Source organism: Arthrobacter sp. C9C5 (assembly GCF_013359735.1).
Lineage (GTDB): Bacteria > Actinomycetota > Actinomycetes > Actinomycetales > Micrococcaceae > Arthrobacter.
On record NZ_JABFMX010000002.1, the window covers coordinates 67,539 to 85,752 of the forward strand.

At 64.1% G+C, this 18,214-nt stretch carries 12 protein-coding genes and 1 pseudogene; 10 read left to right on the forward strand and 3 right to left on the reverse strand.

Annotated features, from left to right (window positions below; all coding sequences use genetic code 11):
• Window positions 1-226: 226 nt before the first annotated feature.
• Together HNO80_RS17845 and HNO80_RS18120 are read left to right on the forward strand one after the other, a co-directional pair.
• A pseudogene (locus tag HNO80_RS17845) lies at window positions 227-802 on the forward strand (5'-nucleotidase C-terminal domain-containing protein); the annotation flags it as partial.
• 69 nt (window positions 803-871) lie between these two features.
• Window positions 872-1,012 carry a hypothetical protein gene (locus HNO80_RS18120; protein ID WP_349627176.1) on the forward strand — a complete coding sequence of 47 codons (141 nt, stop codon included), beginning with the start codon at window positions 872-874 and terminating at the stop codon, window positions 1,010-1,012.
• A gap of 144 nt (window positions 1,013-1,156) precedes the next feature.
• On the opposite strand, the gene HNO80_RS01870 is transcribed toward HNO80_RS18120, so the two are convergent.
• Together HNO80_RS01870 and HNO80_RS01875 are read right to left on the reverse strand one after the other, a co-directional pair.
• Complete coding sequence (locus HNO80_RS01870) at window positions 1,157-1,663, reverse strand: aminoacyl-tRNA deacylase (RefSeq protein WP_175321170.1); 507 nt, start codon at window positions 1,661-1,663, stop codon at window positions 1,157-1,159.
• Window positions 1,663-2,862, reverse strand: a complete 1,200-nt coding sequence (locus tag HNO80_RS01875) for an acetyl-CoA C-acetyltransferase (RefSeq protein WP_175321171.1) — start codon at window positions 2,860-2,862, stop codon at window positions 1,663-1,665. Before HNO80_RS01875 ends, HNO80_RS01870 begins: the two co-directional genes overlap by 1 nt.
• 399 nt (window positions 2,863-3,261) lie before the next feature.
• Here HNO80_RS01875 and rpoB point away from each other — a divergent pair, with 399 nt between their 5' ends.
• The 7 genes from rpoB to HNO80_RS18030 all read left to right on the forward strand — a co-directional run bounded on the left by rpoB (window position 3,262) and on the right by HNO80_RS18030 (window position 16,027).
• Window positions 3,262-6,777: a DNA-directed RNA polymerase subunit beta gene (gene rpoB, locus HNO80_RS01880; RefSeq protein ID WP_138768564.1), complete on the forward strand. Its 3,516-nt coding sequence runs from the start codon at window positions 3,262-3,264 to the stop codon at window positions 6,775-6,777.
• A 105-nt stretch (window positions 6,778-6,882) separates the two neighbouring features.
• On the forward strand, window positions 6,883-10,782 hold the full coding sequence (locus HNO80_RS01885) for a DNA-directed RNA polymerase subunit beta' (protein WP_175321172.1): 3,900 nt from the start codon (window positions 6,883-6,885) through the stop codon (window positions 10,780-10,782).
• A 490-nt stretch (window positions 10,783-11,272) separates the two neighbouring features.
• Entirely contained in the window at window positions 11,273-11,647 is a 375-nt protein-coding gene (rpsL, locus tag HNO80_RS01890; RefSeq protein ID WP_011692814.1) for a 30S ribosomal protein S12, read from the forward strand.
• Window position 11,648: 1 nt separating this feature from the next.
• The gene (gene rpsG, locus HNO80_RS01895; RefSeq protein ID WP_026531948.1) at window positions 11,649-12,119 is read left to right on the forward strand and encodes a 30S ribosomal protein S7; all 471 of its coding nucleotides are present in this window, start codon (window positions 11,649-11,651) and stop codon (window positions 12,117-12,119) included.
• Window positions 12,120-12,188: 69 nt separating this feature from the next.
• Window positions 12,189-14,303: an elongation factor G gene (fusA, locus tag HNO80_RS01900; RefSeq protein WP_175321173.1), complete on the forward strand. Its 2,115-nt coding sequence runs from the start codon at window positions 12,189-12,191 to the stop codon at window positions 14,301-14,303.
• Between the two features lie 266 nt (window positions 14,304-14,569).
• Window positions 14,570-15,760: an elongation factor Tu gene (gene tuf, locus HNO80_RS01905; protein WP_003803827.1), complete on the forward strand. Its 1,191-nt coding sequence runs from the start codon at window positions 14,570-14,572 to the stop codon at window positions 15,758-15,760.
• Window positions 15,761-15,901: 141 nt separating this feature from the next.
• A complete protein-coding gene (locus HNO80_RS18030) occupies window positions 15,902-16,027 on the forward strand; it encodes a hypothetical protein (protein ID WP_283810425.1) in 126 nt (41 codons plus the stop codon).
• Between the two features lie 12 nt (window positions 16,028-16,039).
• On the opposite strand, the gene HNO80_RS01910 is transcribed toward HNO80_RS18030, so the two are convergent.
• On the reverse strand, window positions 16,040-17,479 hold the full coding sequence (locus tag HNO80_RS01910; RefSeq protein WP_175321174.1) for a GH1 family beta-glucosidase: 1,440 nt from the start codon (window positions 17,477-17,479) through the stop codon (window positions 16,040-16,042).
• A gap of 421 nt (window positions 17,480-17,900) precedes the next feature.
• Here HNO80_RS01910 and rpsJ point away from each other — a divergent pair, with 421 nt between their 5' ends.
• Window positions 17,901-18,209, forward strand: a complete 309-nt coding sequence (rpsJ, locus tag HNO80_RS01915) for a 30S ribosomal protein S10 (protein WP_003803825.1) — start codon at window positions 17,901-17,903, stop codon at window positions 18,207-18,209.
• The last annotated feature ends 5 nt before the right edge of the window (window positions 18,210-18,214 follow it).

Consider the following 18,214-nt stretch of genomic DNA (forward strand, 5'->3'; position numbering starts at 1 on the left):
CTCGCTGAGGAGGTCCCCGGGATCGACGCGATCCTCGTCGGGCACGCCCACCTGGAGATCCCCGAGCGCTTCGTCACCAACAAGGCCACCGGCCGGCAGGTGCTCCTGACCGAACCCCTCAAGTGGGGGATGCGTGTCGCCGTGATCGACCTGCAGCTCGTCAAGGACCGGGGCCAGTGGACCGTCGCCTCGGCGCACTCGCACCTCCTCGACGCCAAGACCGTCGATGCTGACCCCGCCGTCGTCGGCGCCGTGCAGGCCGGCCACGAGGCGACCGAAGTATGTGAACCAAGTGATCGGCACGTCCACCGCACCGCTGAGCACGGCGACCGCCTGCTGGGGCGACTCGGCCGCGATCGACGCGATCAACTATGTCCAGGCGAGCACCATCAAGGCGGAGCTGGCCAACGGGCCGGCAGCCGGGCTTCCGGTCCTCTCCATCGCGGCGGCGTTCTCGCGGTCGGTGGATGTCAAAGCCGGGCCGCTGACCATCCGCGACGTGGCCGGGCTCTACATCTTCGACAACACACTGTTGTCGATCAAGGTCACCGGCGCCCAGGTCAAGGCCTACCTCGAATGGTCAGCGCAGTACTTCAAGCCGGTCTCCGGCACGACGGCCAGCGCCCAGGACGTCACGAACGCGGCCACCGCGATGGCGCCGAACGGCACCCCGGACTACAACTACGACGTCGTCTACGGCCTGGACGCCCCGCTGGACTACGAGATCGACCTCGCCCGCCCGGTGGGGGACAGGATCATGAACCTGACGTACGGCGGTTCGCCCGTGCCGGCCGGCCAGGAATTCGCGATGGCGATCAACAACTACCGACAGAGCGGTGGAGGCAACTTCCCGGCCGTGAAGACGGCGCCGGTGCTCTCAAATAGCCAGCAGGAGATCCGCCAGCGCATCATCGACTACGTCGTGGCCCGCGGCACCCTGGACGCGGCCGTGTTCAGCCAGAGTAACTGGCGGCTCACAGTCAACGGGGCTCCGCTGACCGTCACCGCCTGACGCCGGCGCATCACCGTCCACTGCTCCGTAACTGCCGTTGTCAGCACCCATGACGGCAGTTACGGAGCAGTTGTCGGGTCGGACACCCCTGGACGGACGGTGGTGTTAACCCGGCTGGGCTACTTTCTCACTGCGCCCGGTTTGTCATTGCAGTGGCTCGGTGATGTCCGCGACGATGGCGCCGAGCGCCGCGGTGAGCGCGTCGGCGTCGACGAACGCGCTGTAGCCGTGTTCGCCGGCGCCCATCGAAATCCGCCGGCCGGTGATGGTGCTGTCCGCGTAGACCGGCCACGGGGAGATGCTGCCGAGCGGGGTGATCGTGCCGCGCTCGTAGCCGGTCGCCGCGAGGGCGACGTCGGCGCTGGGCAGGGAGAGCTTGTTGACGCCGACCAGCTGGCGGAGCTTGGGCCAGGAGATCTGGCGGTCGCCGGGAACGAGGGCGAAGAGGAAGCTGCCGTCCTTGTGCTTGACCACGAGTGATTTCACGATGTCGCCGGGGGCGATCCCGAGGATACCGGCGGCCTCCTCCAGGCTGCTGGCGGCCAGCCGCTCAACCAGCTCCACCGCAAGACCGCGCGCGGCGGCGTCGGCGAGGAAGCGCTTCCTGCCGGCACCGCCGCCGCGGCCCTGGCCCGAGACGAGCTCGGTCATCAGTCGCGGTACAGCAGCAGGGCCTCGCCCTGGCCGCCGCCGCCGCAGAGCGACACGGCGGCCTTGCCGGTGCCGCGCCGCTTCAGCTCGTGGGCCGCGTGCAGGGCCAGCCGGGCCCCCGAGGCCCCGATCGGGTGGCCCAGGGCGATGGCGCCGCCGTGGATGTTGCACTGTTCCAGCGGGTAGTCCAGGTCCTTGAGCGACTGCACGGCCACGGAACCGAAGGCTTCGTTGATCTCGATGAAGTCCAGGTCCCCGGTGGACCAGCCGGCCTTGTCCAGCGCGTTCTTGATCGCATTGGAGGGCTGGGAGTGCAGCGAATTGTCCGGTCCGGCGACCTGCCCGGGCTTACCGACCACGGCCAGGTAGTCCAGGCCGTGGTCCTCTGCGAACTTCCGCGAGGTGAGGACCAGGGCGGCGGCGCCGTCGGAGAGCGGGGAGGAGTTGCCGGCCGTGATGGTGCCGTCCGTGGCGAAGGCCGCGCGCAGGCCCGCCAGGGATGAGACGGACGTGTCCGGGCGGATCCCCTCGTCGGTGCCGACCAGGATCGGGTCGCCCTTGCGCTGCTTGACGCTGATTGGGGCGATTTCGCCGTCGAACACCCCGTCCTTCGCCGCCGTGGCGGCGCGCTGGTGCGATGCCGCGGCCACTTCGTCCTGGGAGGTGCGGTCGATGCCGAGCGTGACGTTCTTGCTCTCCGTGGACAGGCCCATCGACTGCCCGTCGAAGGCGTCGGTGAGGCCATCGTGGGCGGCGGCGTCGAGTGCCTGGACCGAGCCGTAGGTCCAGCCCTGCCGCGAGCCGGGCAGCAGGTGCGGTGCCCGGCTCATCGATTCCTGGCCGCCGGCGACGACGACCGTGGCGTCGCCGCTGCGGATCATCCGGGCCGCGTCGATCACGGCGGTGAGGCCCGAGAGGCAGACCTTATTGATGGTGACGGTGGGGACGTTCCAGCCGATGCCGGCGCCGATGGCGCTCTGCCGGGCCGGGTTCTGGCCCGCTCCGGCCTGCAGTACCTGGCCCATGACCACCGAATCGACCTGGTCCGGCTTCACTCCGCTGGCGGCCAGGGCCGCCCGGATCGCGTGGGCGCCGAGTTCGACGGCGGTGAAGCTGGCCAGCTGCCCGTTCAGCCGGCCCTGCGGGGTGCGGGCGGCGGCGAGGATGACAACATCATTGTTGTCCGCGGAGTTGCTCATGGTTATCTCTTCCGATCTCTAATGATGTCCTCCAAGGCTATCGTGAGCCCCATCACGGAGCCATTCCGCGGAAGCGGCCCGGCTGTGGGCGAACCTGCGGCGAGGCCGTGGGGGAGCGGGAGCCGTGCTTGCATTCACGCCGCAAGTGGGGTAGACAAGTAGGTTGCTTTGCCGTATCGTAGATATTTGCGTCTTCCCTGTTTACCTTCAGCCTTCATATAGCGGTGGGCTTAGCCTGACAGCTGCTCCATCAATGTGCCGTCTACAACGCGCACCAGCATGGGCAGCGGGGTCCCGGGTCATATAGCGGAACCGGACTGGTAGCACTGCGGAGTCACTTCGCAGGGTGCATAACGGGGGAGATCTGAAAACGCCTGAAGGTCTGTGGAAGGATCCCTCTTGGTCGCCTCGAGCACCTCTAATGTAAACAACGCTACCGCTATCAATGCCGACAGCACCGACGGTGCAACCCGCCGGCTCTCCTTCGCAAAGATTCACGAACCGCTTGACGTTCCGAATCTGCTTGCCCTGCAAACCGACAGCTTCGACTGGCTGGTCGGAAACGAACGCTGGCAGGCACGCGTCGCGAAGGCCGTCGAAGAAGGCGACCTCAGCGTCGCCACCACTTCGGGCCTGTCTGACATCTTCGAAGAGATCTCCCCGATCGAGGACTTCCAGGGCACCATGTCCCTGAGCTTCTCCGAGCCGGAGTTCGCTGATCCGAAGTACACCATGGCCGAGTGCAAGGACCGGGACGCTACCTACTCGGCTCCGCTGTACGTCAAGGCCGAATTCATGAACAACAACACGGGCGAAATCAAGCAGCAGACCGTGTTCATGGGTGACTTCCCGCTGATGACCGAGAAGGGCACCTTCGTCGTCAACGGCACCGAGCGTGTCGTCGTGTCCCAGCTGGTCCGTTCCCCGGGCGCCTACTTCGAGCGCACCGCGGACAAGACCAGCGACAAGGACATCTTCACCGCGAAGATCATCCCGTCCCGCGGCGCCTGGTTCGAACTCGAAATCGACAAGCGCGACCAGGTCGGCGTTCGCCTCGACCGCAAGCGCAAGCAGTCCGTCACCGTGCTGCTGAAGGCCCTCGGCTGGACCGAAGGCCAGATCCTCGAAGAGTTCGGCCAGTACGACTCCATGCGCGCAACGCTGGAGAAGGACGCCACCGAAACCCGCGAAGACGCCTTGCTGGACATCTACCGGAAGCTGCGACCGGGCGAGCCGCCCACCGTCGAGGCTGCCCAGTCCCTGCTGGACAACCTGTACTTCAACTCCAAGCGCTACGATCTGGCCAAGGTCGGCCGTTACAAGATCAACCGCAAGCTCGGCATCGACCGCTCCCTTGGCGACAAGGAAGCATCCGTGCTGCACGTTGAAGACATCGTTGCCATGATCAAGTTCCTGGTAGCCCTGCACGCCGGTGAGAAGACCCTCATGGGCAAGCGCGACGGCCAGGACCACGAGCTGCGCGTCGAGATCGATGACATCGACCACTTCGGCAACCGCCGCATCCGCGCCGTCGGCGAGCTCATCGAGAACCAGGTCCGCACCGGACTGTCCCGCATGGAGCGCGTTGTCCGCGAGCGTATGACGACCCAGGACGTCGAGGCCATCACGCCGCAGACCCTGATCAACATCCGCCCCGTCGTGGCAGCCATCAAGGAGTTCTTCGGAACCTCCCAGCTGTCACAGTTCATGGACCAGAACAACCCGCTCTCGGGCCTCACCCACAAGCGCCGCCTGTCCGCGCTTGGCCCGGGTGGTCTGTCCCGTGACCGCGCCGGCATGGAAGTTCGTGACGTGCACCCGTCCCACTACGGACGTATGTGCCCCATCGAAACCCCTGAAGGCCCGAACATCGGTCTGATCGGTTCGCTGGCTTCCTACGGACGCATCAACCCGTTCGGCTTCATCGAGACCCCGTACCGCCTGGTCTCCGAGGGTGTCGTTTCCGATGAGGTCCAGTACCTCACCGCCGACGACGAGGCCGAGGTCCTGATCGCACAGGCCAACGCCCCCCTCGACGAGAACAAGCGTTTCGCCGAAGAGACCGTGCTGGTCCGTGCCCGTGGTGGTGGAGGCGAGCCCGTGCTGGTTCCCGCCGCCGACGTCGAGTTCATGGACGTTTCCCCGCGCCAGATGGTGTCCGTGGCTACCGCCCTGATCCCGTTCCTCGAGCATGACGATGCCAACCGTGCACTCATGGGTGCCAACATGCAGCGCCAGGCTGTCCCGCTGGTCCGCTCCGAGGCGCCGTTCGTCGGCACCGGCATGGAGCGCGCCGCCGCCGTCGACGCCGGTGACGTAGTCATCGCGAAGAAGGCCGGTGTGGTCACCGAGGTTTCCGCCGAGCTCGTCATCATGCTCAACGACGACGGCACGGAGACCAACTACCGGATCAACAAGTTCGCCCGCTCCAACCAGGGCAACTGCTACAACCACCGTGTCCTGGTGAACGAAGGCCAGCGCTTGGAGGTCGGCGGCATCATCGCTGACGGCCCGGCAACGGACCAGGGCGAGCTCGCCCTCGGTAAGAACCTGCTCGTGGCATTCATGTCATGGGAAGGCCACAACTTCGAGGATGCCATCATCCTGTCCCAGCGGATCGTGGCCGAGGACGTCCTGTCCTCGATCCACATCGAGGAGCACGAGATCGACGCCCGCGACACCAAGCTTGGTGCCGAGGAAATCACCCGTGACATCCCGAACGTGTCCGAGGAAGTCCTGGCAGGCCTGGACGAGCGCGGCATCATCCACATCGGTGCCGAGGTCGAAGCCGGCGACATCCTGGTAGGTAAGGTCACGCCCAAGGGCGAGACCGAGCTGACCCCGGAAGAGCGCCTGCTGCGCGCCATCTTCGGTGAGAAGTCCCGCGAAGTGCGCGACACATCGCTGAAGGTTCCGCACGGCGAGTCCGGCACCGTGATCGGTGTCCGCGTCTTCGACCGCGACAACGACGACGAGCTGCCCCCGGGCGTCAACCAGCTGGTCCGCGTCTACGTGGCCGCCAAGCGCAAGATCACCGACGGCGACAAGCTCGCCGGCCGTCACGGCAACAAGGGTGTTATCTCCAAGATCCTTCCGATCGAGGACATGCCCTTCCTTGCCGACGGCACCCCCGTTGATATCGTCCTGAACCCGCTGGGTGTTCCGGGCCGTATGAACGTCGGCCAGGTGCTCGAAACGCACCTCGGCTGGGTTGCCAAGACCGGCTGGAAGATCGAGGGCGAGCCCGAGTGGGTCAAGCAGCTGCCGAACCTGCCGCGTGAGAGTGGCCAGACCACTGTCGCAACGCCGGTCTTCGACGGTGCTCGTGAAGAAGAAATCACGGGCCTGCTCGACTCCACCAACGTCACCCGCGACGGCGACCGCCTGATCAACTCTTCGGGCAAGACCCGCCTGTTTGACGGCCGCTCCGGCGAGCCGTTCCCGGATCCGATCTCGGTCGGCTACATGTACATCCTGAAGCTCCACCACCTGGTGGACGACAAGATCCACGCGCGCTCCACCGGCCCGTACTCCATGATCACGCAGCAGCCGCTGGGTGGTAAGGCACAGTTCGGTGGCCAGCGCTTCGGTGAAATGGAAGTGTGGGCGCTCGAAGCCTATGGCGCCGCCTACACGCTCCAGGAGCTCCTCACGATCAAGTCGGATGATATCCACGGTCGTGTGAAGGTCTACGAAGCCATCGTCAAGGGCGAGAACATCCCGGAGCCGGGCGTTCCTGAGTCCTTCAAGGTCTTGATCAAGGAAATGCAGTCGCTGTGCCTGAACGTGGAAGTTCTTTCCACGGACGGAACCACAATTGAAATGCGTGACTCTGATGACGCAGTCTTCACGGCTGCGGAAGAACTGGGCATCGATCTGTCTCGTGCAGAGCCCAGTTCCGTAGAAGAGGTCTAGCAGGCGGGGTCCGACGGCGGGTCACCACCCGCCGTCGGACGCCACCTCCCTCTTCCCGTAACCCAAGACTTCAGAATTTAGAGAACAAGAGAGAACAGGGACCATATGTCCAGCGAATCCTCCTTCGGCCTCATGCAGATCGGCCTCGCCACCGCGGAAGACATCCGTGGCTGGTCTTACGGCGAGGTTAAGAAGCCGGAAACCATCAACTACCGCACGCTCAAGCCCGAGAAGGACGGTCTCTTCTGCGAGAAGATCTTCGGCCCGTCCCGCGACTGGGAATGCTACTGCGGCAAGTACAAGCGCGTGCGCTTCAAGGGCATCATCTGCGAGCGGTGTGGCGTTGAGGTCACCCGTGCCAAGGTGCGCCGTGAGCGCATGGGCCACATCGAGCTGGCCGCCCCGGTCACGCACATCTGGTACTTCAAGGGTGTACCGTCCCGCCTGGGCTACCTCCTTGACCTGGCGCCGAAGGACCTCGAAAAGGTCATCTACTTCGCCGCCTACATGATCACCAGCGTCGACGCTGATGCCCGTCACGAGGAACTGCCCAACCTCCAGGTTGAGCACGACATCGAGAAGAAGCAGCTGATCGACAACCGCGACTCGGACATCGCCACGATCGCCCGCGACCTCGAAAACGAGATCGCGCGCCTCGAGGGTGAAGGCGCCAAGGCTGCTGACAAGAAGAAGGCCCGCGACTCCGCCGACCGCCAGATGGCCAACGTCCGCAAGCGCGCGGATGCTGAGATCGAGCGCCTCGAGCAGGTCTGGGACCGCTTCAAGAACCTCAAGGTCGCCGACCTCGAAGGTGACGAGGGCCTGTACCGCGAACTGCGTGACCGCTACGGCATGTACTTCGAAGGCTCCATGGGTGCCGAGGCCATCAAGAAGCGTCTTGAGGGCTTCGACATGCAGGCCGAGTCGGACCTGCTGCGCGACATCATCGCCAACGGCAAGGGCCAGCGCAAGACCCGCGCCCTGAAGCGGCTCAAGGTGGTCAACGCGTTCCTGACCACCAACAACAGCCCGCTCGGCATGGTGCTGGACGCCGTCCCGGTGATCCCGCCGGAACTGCGCCCGATGGTCCAGCTGGACGGTGGCCGCTTCGCGACCTCCGACCTCAACGACCTGTACCGCCGAGTGATCAACCGCAACAACCGCCTCAAGCGCCTGCTTGACCTCGGTGCCCCGGAGATCATCGTCAACAACGAGAAGCGCATGCTTCAGGAAGCTGTTGACAGCCTCTTCGACAACGGCCGCCGCGGCCGTCCGGTCACCGGACCGGGCAACCGCCCGCTGAAGTCCCTGAGCGACATGCTCAAGGGCAAGCAGGGTCGTTTCCGCCAGAACCTCCTGGGTAAGCGCGTCGACTACTCGGGCCGTTCCGTGATCGTCGTCGGCCCGCAGCTGAAGCTGCACCAGTGTGGTCTGCCGAAGCAGATGGCGCTTGAGCTCTTCAAGCCGTTCGTGATGAAGCGCCTGGTTGACCTCAACCACGCACAGAACATCAAGTCGGCCAAGCGGATGGTCGAGCGCTACCGCCCGCAGGTCTGGGACGTGCTCGAAGAGATCATCACCGAACACCCCGTGCTGCTGAACCGTGCACCTACCCTGCACCGTCTCGGCATCCAGGCGTTCGAGCCGCAGCTCGTTGAAGGCAAGGCAATCCAGCTCCACCCGCTGGTTTGTGGCGCCTTCAACGCCGACTTCGACGGCGACCAGATGGCAGTCCACCTGCCGCTGAGCCCCGAAGCCCAGGCCGAAGCCCGGATCCTGATGCTGTCCTCGAACAACATCCTGAAGCCGTCCGATGGCCGCCCGGTGACGCTGCCTTCGCAGGATATGATCATCGGTCTCTACCACCTGACCACTAAGCGTGTCGGTTCAGCTGGCGAAGGCCGGATCTTCTCCTCCGTTTCGGAAGCCATCATGGCGTTCGACCTGCACGAGCTGCACCTGAACTCCAAGGTCAAGATCCGGCTCGAGGACTTCGTTCCTTACGCCGGCTGGGAAGCTCCCGAAGGCTGGGAGCCGGGTCAGACCGCACTGGTCGAAACCTCCCTCGGCCAGGTCATCTTCAACCAGACGCTGCCTGCGGACTACCCGTGGGTTGAGGCTGTTGCCGACAAGGGCGAGCTGTCCCGGATCGTCAACGACCTCGCCGAGCGCTACCCGAAGGTAGTCACGGCGGCAACGCTGGACAACCTGAAGGATGCCGGTTTCTACTGGGCAACCCGCTCGGGCGTCACGGTCGCCATCTCCGACATCGAGGTCCCGGCCTCTAAGCCGGAGCTCCTCGCCGGTTACGAGACCATGGCCGCGAAGATCCAGGGCCAGTACGACAAGGGCCTGATCGACGACGACGAGCGTCGCCAGGAACTGATCGAGATCTGGAACAAGGCAACCAACGAGATCGCCCAGGCGATGCGTGACAGCCTGTCGCCGATGAACACCATCAACCGCATGGTGTCCTCCGGTGCCCGTGGTAACTGGATGCAGGTCCGTCAGATCGCGGGTATCCGTGGCCTGGTGGCCAACCCGAAGGGCGAGATCATCCCGCGTCCGATCAAGTCCTCCTACCGCGAGGGCCTGTCGGTGCTGGAATACTTCATCGCCACGCACGGTGCCCGTAAGGGTCTGGCCGATACCGCACTGCGTACCGCCAACTCGGGTTACCTGACCCGTCGTCTGGTGGACGTTTCGCAGGACGTCATCGTCCGTGAAGAGGACTGCGGCACCGAACGCGGCCTCGTCACCCCGATCGCGGTGGCTGACGCCAATGGCGAACTGGTCCTGGACGAAAACGTCGAGAACAGCGCATACGCCCGCACCCTGGCCGTGGACGTCGTTGACGCCAAGGGCAAGGTCCTGGCGGCGGCCGGCACTGACTGCGGCGACGTCGTCATTGCCGAACTGTTCGCAGCCGGCATCACCGAGGTCAAGGTCCGCTCCGTTCTCACCTGTGAGTCCAGCGTCGGCACCTGCGCCCTGTGCTACGGCCGTTCGCTGGCCACCGGCAAGACCGTGGACATCGGCGAGGCCGTGGGCATCATTGCCGCACAGTCCATCGGTGAGCCGGGTACCCAGCTGACCATGCGTACCTTCCACACTGGTGGTGCTGTCTCCGCCGGCGGTGGTGACGACATCACCCAGGGTCTGCCCCGTATCCAGGAGCTCTTCGAAGCCCGTACTCCGAAGGGTGTCGCACCGATTGCTGAAGCAGCCGGCCGCATCACCATCGAAGAGTCCGAGCGCCAGATGCGCCTGGTCATCACCCCGGATGACGGGTCCGAAGAGATCGCCTACCCGGTTCTGCGCCGTTCACGTCTTCTCATCGAGGACGGCGAGCACGTCAGCGTCGGACAGAAGCTCATCAACGGTCCGGTCGACCCCAAGCAGGTTCTGCGCATCATGGGCCCCCGTGCCGCGCAGAAGTTCCTGGTTGACGAAGTCCAGGGCGTGTACCGCAGCCAGGGCATCGGTATCCACGACAAGCACGTCGAGGTTATCGTCCGCCAGATGCTGCGCCGCGTCACGGTCATCGAGTCCGGTGAATCGGATCTGCTGCCCGGCGAGCTCGCCGAGCGCAGCCGCTTCGAGGATGCCAACCGCCGCGTTGTCTCCGAGGGCAAGACGCCGGCCTCCGGCCGTCCCGAGCTCATGGGTATCACCAAGGCGTCCCTGGCGACCGAGTCCTGGCTGTCCGCAGCTTCCTTCCAGGAGACCACCCGCGTCCTGACGCAGGCGGCCATGGAAGGCAAGAGCGATCCGCTGCTCGGCCTCAAGGAAAACGTCATCATCGGTAAGCTCATCCCGGCCGGCACGGGTCTCCCGCGCTACACCGAGGTCACGGTGGAGCCGACTGAAGAAGCGAAGGCCAATCTGTTCACCGGCCCGAGCGCGTTCAGCGACTTCTCCTACGACTCCCTGGGCGGCGACGGAGCTCCTGAGTTCCACGCCATCCCGCTGGATGACTACGACTTGGGCAGCGACTTCCGCTAACCGCCGCGGCGGCCCCTCCGGGCCGTCGTAGCTCTGCCGGGGATGGTCCCGCACCGCAAGGTGTGGGACCATCCCCGTTTAACCCGCAGCCTGCTCCCCGCCGCGTCGCCGGCTGGGCCAGGTAGCAAGCTTCGCCGGGAGCAGTCGATGGGAGCGGAGGGCCGGGTTTCCGCGCCGATTAAGGGCTGCGGGCCGTCCGTGTTAGACTTGAGACTAATTGTTATTGTGGCAGTGGATGAGAGCGCCGGTTGTAGCCGAAAGGTTCGACCAGGACGACGTTTCCGGTTTGCAGGGTTCTTGTGCAACGTATGCCACATTTTCGCATGCCTAGGGGCAGTCCAGGATGAGAGTCCGGAGCCCCGGTGTGCGGTCCGACTATTAAGGCTTCGCCTCAGCTGCTCTGGAGAGAACTTCAAAGCTCGAGCGGCGGGGCGAAGCGACAAGAGAGCAGCCGTCAACGGCCGCTCCGGATAAAACGGAGAACACGAGAGTGCCTACGATTAACCAGCTGGTCCGCAAGGGCCGCACGCCTAAGGTCAAGAAGACCAAGGCTCCCGCGCTTAACGGCAGCCCGATGCGCCGCGGTGTCTGCACCCGCGTCTACACGACGACCCCGAAGAAGCCGAACTCGGCTCTCCGTAAGGTTGCCCGCGTGCGCCTCAACGGCGGCGTTGAAGTCACCGCCTACATCCCCGGTGTTGGCCACAACCTGCAGGAGCACTCCATTGTGCTCGTCCGTGGCGGCCGTGTTAAGGACCTTCCGGGTGTCCGTTACAAGATCGTCCGTGGCGCCCTCGATACCCAGGGTGTGAAGAACCGTAAGCAGGCCCGCAGCCGCTACGGCGCAAAGATGGAGAAGAAGTAATATGCCTCGCAAGGGTCCGGCCCCCAAGCGGCCGCTAGTACTAGATCCCGTTTACGGCTCCCCGCTGGTCACTCAGCTGATCAACAAGGTGCTGGTTGACGGCAAGAAGTCCACCGCAGAGCGCATCGTTTACGGTGCCCTCGAAGGCGCACGCGCCAAGTCCGGCGGCGACCCGGTTGCAGCCCTCAAGAAGGCCATGGACAACGTCAAGCCTTCCCTCGAGGTCCGCTCCCGCCGCGTCGGTGGCGCCACCTACCAGGTTCCCGTCGAGGTCAAGCCGGGCCGTTCCACGGCCCTCGCCCTCCGCTGGCTGGTTGGCTACTCCAAGGCCCGCCGCGAAAAGACGATGACCGAGCGCCTCCAGAACGAAATCCTGGATGCCTCGAACGGTCTCGGAGCCGCTGTGAAGCGTCGCGAAGACACCCACAAGATGGCCGAGTCCAACAAGGCCTTCGCACACTACCGCTGGTAATACTTCCCGGACGCCGCCGGCTCAACCGAGTCGGCGGCGAACGTGCAGTCCATCCGAAAGGGAGACACCGTGGCACAGGACGTGCTTACCGACCTTAGCAAGGTCCGCAATATCGGCATCATGGCCCACATTGATGCCGGCAAGACCACTACTACCGAGCGCATCCTGTTCTACACGGGTGTGAACCACAAGATCGGCGAAACGCACGACGGCGCGTCGACCACCGACTGGATGGAACAGGAGAAGGAACGCGGCATCACCATCACGTCTGCCGCCGTGACCTGCTTCTGGGAAAACAACCAGATCAACATCATTGACACCCCCGGCCACGTGGACTTCACGGTTGAGGTTGAGCGCTCCCTGCGCGTCCTCGACGGTGCAGTCGCCGTGTTCGACGGCAAGGAAGGCGTGGAGCCGCAGTCCGAGACTGTTTGGCGCCAGGCCGACAAGTACAACGTCCCGCGCATCTGCTTCGTCAACAAGATGGACAAGCTCGGCGCTGACTTCTACTTCACCGTCGACACCATCGTCAGCCGCCTCGGTGCCAAGCCGCTCGTCATGCAGCTGCCGATCGGCGCCGAGAACGACTTCATCGGCGTCGTCGACCTGCTCTACATGCGCGCACTGGTCTGGCCCGGCGACTCCAAGGGTGACGTCACCATGGGTGCCAAGTACGAGATCCAGGAGATCCCGGCTGACCTCAAGGAAAAGGCCGAAGAGTACCGCGCAACTCTCGTTGAGACCGTTGCAGAGTCCTCCGAAGAGCTCATGGAGAAGTACCTCGAGGGCGAAGAGATCTCGATCGACGAGCTCAAGGCCGGCATCCGCAAGATGACGATCAACTCCGAGCTCTACCCGGTCTTCTGTGGCTCCGCGTTCAAGAACCGCGGCGTCCAGCCGATGCTCGACGCCGTCGTGGACTACCTGCCGAACCCGCTCGACGTCCCCCCGATGATCGGTCACGATCCTCGCGACGAAGAGAAGGAACTGACCCGTAAGCCTTCCGCTGACGAGCCGTTCTCCGCGCTGGCGTTCAAGATTGCCGCACACCCCTTCTTCGGCCAGCTCACCTTCATCCGCGTGTACTCCGGTCACGTGGAAGCAGGCGCACAGGTGGTCAACTCCACCAAGGGCAAGAAGGAGCGCATCGGCAAGCTGTTCCAGATGCACGCCAACAAGGAAATGCCCGTTGACGGCGCTACCGCTGGCCACATCTACGCAGCGATCGGCCTGAAGGACACCACCACGGGCGACACCCTGTGCGATGCGTCGAACCAGATCGTCCTCGAGTCCATGAGCTTCCCGGAGCCCGTGATCTCGGTCGCGATCGAGCCGAACACCAAGGGTGACCAGGAGAAGCTCTCCACGGCCATCCAGAAGCTCTCCGCTGAGGACCCGACCTTCCAGGTCTCCCTCAACGAAGACACCGGCCAGACCATCATCGCCGGCATGGGCGAGCTCCACCTGGACATCCTGGTGGACCGCATGCGTCGCGAATTCAAGGTCGAGGCAAACGTGGGCAAGCCCCAGGTTGCCTACCGCGAAACCATCAAGCGTGCTGTAGAGCGTCACGACTACACGCACAAGAAGCAGACCGGTGGTTCGGGCCAGTTCGCAAAGATCCAGATCGCCATCGAGCCCCTGGACACGTCCGAAGGCGAGATGTACCAGTTCGAGAACAAGGTCACCGGTGGCCGCGTTCCGCGCGAATACATCCCGTCCGTTGACGCGGGTATCCAGGATGCGCTGAACGACGGCGTCCTGGCCGGATACCCGGTTGTCGGCATCAAGGCGACGCTGATTGACGGCGCTTACCACGATGTTGACTCCTCGGAAATGGCGTTCAAGATCGCCGGCCGTATGGCTTTCAAGGAAGCCGCACGCAAGGCGAACCCTGTCCTGCTTGAACCGCTGATGGATGTCGAGGTCCGCACCCCTGAGGAATACATGGGTGAAGTTATCGGTGACCTCAACTCCCGCCGTGGCCAGATGCAGTCCATGGAAGATGCCCAGGGCGTCAAGGTCATCCGCGCGCACGTCCCGCTGTCCGGCATGTTCGGCTACATCGGTGACCTGCGTTCGAAGACCCAGGGCCGCGCTGTGTACTCCATGACGTTCAACAGCTACGCCGAGGTCCCGAAGGCAGTTGCCGACGAGATCATCCAGAAGAGCCGCGGCGAGTAGTCCCCACGGACTTCCCGCAGCAGCGAGAACACTCGGGTGCGTTTCCTCAATAGGGGATTCACCTGGTGCTGGCGGCCGGCCCCGGCCGGATGCAGTCGGTCCAGACCGGATCCGGCCGCCAGCACGAACAGGCTCGAGGGACTAGTATTAGTTCCTGAATCTGCAATTTCACCAATCCAAAGCCCCCCAAGTAGACTTACTGGAGTTTCAGCCGCGACAAGCGCGGTCGAAGGGTAAGTCATTTGAAAACGTTCTAGGAGGAACCTGTGGCAAAGGCAAAGTTCGAGCGGACTAAGCCGCACGTTAACATCGGTACCATTGGTCACGTTGACCACGGTAAGACGACGCTGACGGCCGCCATTTCCAAGGTGCTGTACGACAAGTACCCGACTCTCAACGAGAAGCGTGACTTCGCGTCGATTGACTCTGCACCCGAAGAGCGTCAGCGCGGCATTACCATCAACATCTCCCACGTTGAGTACCAGACCGAGAAGCGCCACTACGCACACGTAGACGCTCCGGGTCACGCTGACTACATCAAGAACATGATCACCGGCGCTGCTCAGATGGACGGTGCAATCCTCGTGGTTGCCGCCACTGACGGCCCGATGGCCCAGACCCGCGAGCACGTTCTGCTCGCCCGCCAGGTTGGTGTTCCCTACCTGCTGGTGGCACTGAACAAGGCTGACATGGTCGATGACGAGGAACTCCTCGACCTCGTCGAAATGGAAGTTCGTGAGCTCCTGAGCTCGCAGGGCTTCGATGGCGACGAAGCACCGGTTGTCCGCGTTTCCGGCCTGAAGGCTCTGGAAGGCGACCCGGAGTGGGTCAAGTCCGTTGAGGACCTGATGGCTGCTGTCGACGAGTCCGTTCCGGACCCGGTACGTGACCGTGACAAGCCGTTCCTGATGCCGATCGAAGACGTCTTCACGATCACCGGCCGTGGCACCGTTGTTACGGGCCGCGCCGAGCGTGGAACCCTCGCGATCAACTCTGAGGTCGAGATCGTCGGCATCCGCCCGGTCCAGAAGACCACGGTTACCGGTATCGAGATGTTCCACAAGCAGCTCGACGAAGCATGGGCCGGCGAGAACTGTGGCCTCCTGCTCCGCGGTCTGAAGCGCGACGATGTCGAGCGTGGCCAGGTTGTCGTCAAGCCGGGTTCCATCACCCCGCACACCGACTTCGAGGCTAACGTCTACATCCTCTCCAAGGACGAAGGCGGACGTCACAACCCGTTCTACTCCAACTACCGCCCGCAGTTCTACTTCCGCACCACGGACGTAACCGGCGTTATCACCCTGCCGGAAGGCACGGAAATGGTTATGCCCGGCGACAACACTGAGATGACCGTTGCGCTCATCCAGCCGATCGCAATGGAAGAGGGCCTCGGCTTCGCTATCCGTGAAGGCGGCCGCACCGTTGGTTCGGGACGCGTCACCAAGATCATCAAGTAGTACTTGCTGATCTGAGCTTGAACTCCTGATCGGCCGGCCGTCTGACGGCCGCCGTGACGAAAGGAACAGCCCCGCTGCACTGCAGCGGGGCTGTTCCTTTTAAGTGCCTGCTACGGTTGCAGGTGAAGAGAGGAGTCCGGCATGGAATGGATCATTTTCTTGGTGGTGGTTGCCGCCGTCGTCGCAGGCGGGCTGTGGGCCAAGAAGTACTTCCGGCACGAGATCGAGCGTGCAAAACGCATCGACCGCGCCAACAAGAACCAGTAGCGGGGCAGGGATTTAGCGCGCGGACTGGTCCTGCCTGGCCCGGCTCAGTGCCTGGTACCAATAAAAGGACTCCTTGGGGGTCCGCGCCTGGGTGTCGAAGTCGACGTGGACCAGGCCGAAGCGCTGGGAGTAGCCGGCCGCCCACTCAAAGTTGTCCATCAGCGTCCACACGTAGTAGCCCAGGAGTTCGACGTCGTCGGCGATCCCGCCGGGGGCCGTCGCCGCGAGGGCGTGGCCCAGATGGTCGGCCAGGTAGCTGATCCGGCCCGCGTCAGCGATCGGCCCGTCCACATGGTCCGGTTCCGGGAAGCTCGCCCCGCTCTCGGTGATGTAGAGCGGTGGGAGGGCTTCGCCGTACCGGTCTTTCATTTCCCGAAGCAGCGGACCCAAGTGGTCCGGCGCAACCGGCCAGCCGAAGCCGGTGGTTTCGTACTCCGGGAATGCGGCGAAGTGGAACGGTAGCTTCACCATCGCCTCCGCTGAACCGACCGGACTGTCCGCGGGGCCGCGGCCGGTGGCCACCTTCACCGGGTAGTAGTAGTTCACCCCGTAGAAATCCAGTGGCTGGTGGATATTGCGCAGGTCCGCGTCGGAGATCTTGCCTAGGGCACGGAACCAGGGCCGGGCCACCAGCGGCGGTTTTGGATAGCTCCCCAACAGGATCGGATCGGCGTAAATGCGGTTCAGCGCGAGATCGAAGACCTTCGCCAGCAGCCTGTCCGTGACGGACCCGGTGGCCGGCCGGACGGGGGAGTGCAGGTTGGTGACGCCGACCGCCCCGGTGACACCCTCGGCCCGCAAGGCCTGGACCGCGAGTCCGTGGGCCAGAAGCTGGTGGTGCACCGACGGCAGGGCGTCGAAGAGCAGGTCGTGGCCGGGCGCGTGCACGCCCAGGGCATAGCCGTTGAGGGTGACGGAGGCCGGTTCGTTCAAGGTCACCCACTGGGTCACCCGGTCCCCGAACCGGGCGCCGGCGGCGGCGCTGTACTCGGCGAAGCGTTCCGCCGTCGTCCGGTTCATCCAGCCGCCGCGGTGCTCCAGCGGAAGCGGGGTGTCCCAGTGGTACAGCGTGGCCATCGGCGAGATGCCGGCCTCGAGGAGCCGGTCGATCAGCCGGTCGTAGAAGTCGAGGCCCTCGGCGTTGAACGGACCCGTGCCGTCCGGCTGGATCCGCGGCCAGGAAATCGAGAACCGGTAGGAATCGATGCCCAGCTCGCGCATCAACCGGACGTCCTCGTCCGTGCGGTTGTAGTGATCGCAGGCGACGGCGGGGGAGTGTCCGTCCTGGATGCTGCCGGGCTTCTCGGCAAAGGCGTCCCAGCCGGAGGGCCCTCGGCCCCCGGCCGCGAGGGCGCCTTCGATTTGGAAGGCGGCGGAGGCCACCCCCAGCATGAAGCCAGGCCGCAGCTTGGCAGCGAGGGCCTGGACGGCGGGGGAATCCTGCACGGTCATGCCCCTATCTTCGTATCGACCGTTGCTGAAGGCAATGACCGGGCGCCGGCCGGACCAATACTCGTGGGGAGCGGGCAGCGACGGGCAGGCCCTGTCGGCGCTGATTCGCTTCTGCCGATTAATTCCGGCATACTAGATGAGTTGTTCAAGCGCTCTTTCGCGTCCCGATCCGGATAATGCCGGGTGCCAGGGTCCAAGTAAGAGCCCAAACATAACCCACTTCCCAAGGAACTGCGGACGAGTACGCGTGCAAAGCGCGACACGCCCGACCGCGGGGGTCGGTTGCGTCGGCAGGTTGAGGAACCCGGATTCATCCGGATTCAGCTTGTGCGGCGGGTGGTAGTTACGACTTCAAATGCTTCGGCAGCCATACAACAGGTAAGTAAACAGAGCAGCATTTACTGAAAGAGAGTCAGGCGACATGGCGGGACAAAAAATCCGCATCCGGCTGAAGTCATACGACCACGAGGTCATTGACGTTTCAGCACGGAAGATCGTTGAGACGGTCACGCGCGCAGGCGCAACTGTAGTTGGCCCCGTGCCGCTGCCGACGGAGAAGAACGTTTACTGCGTAATCCGCTCTCCGCACAAGTACAAGGACAGCCGCGAGCACTTTGAAATGCGCACGCACAAGCGTCTTATCGACATCATCGATCCCACGCCCAAGGCTGTCGATTCGCTCATGCGTCTCGACCTGCCGGCCGACGTGAACATCGAAATCAAGCTGTAGGGAGG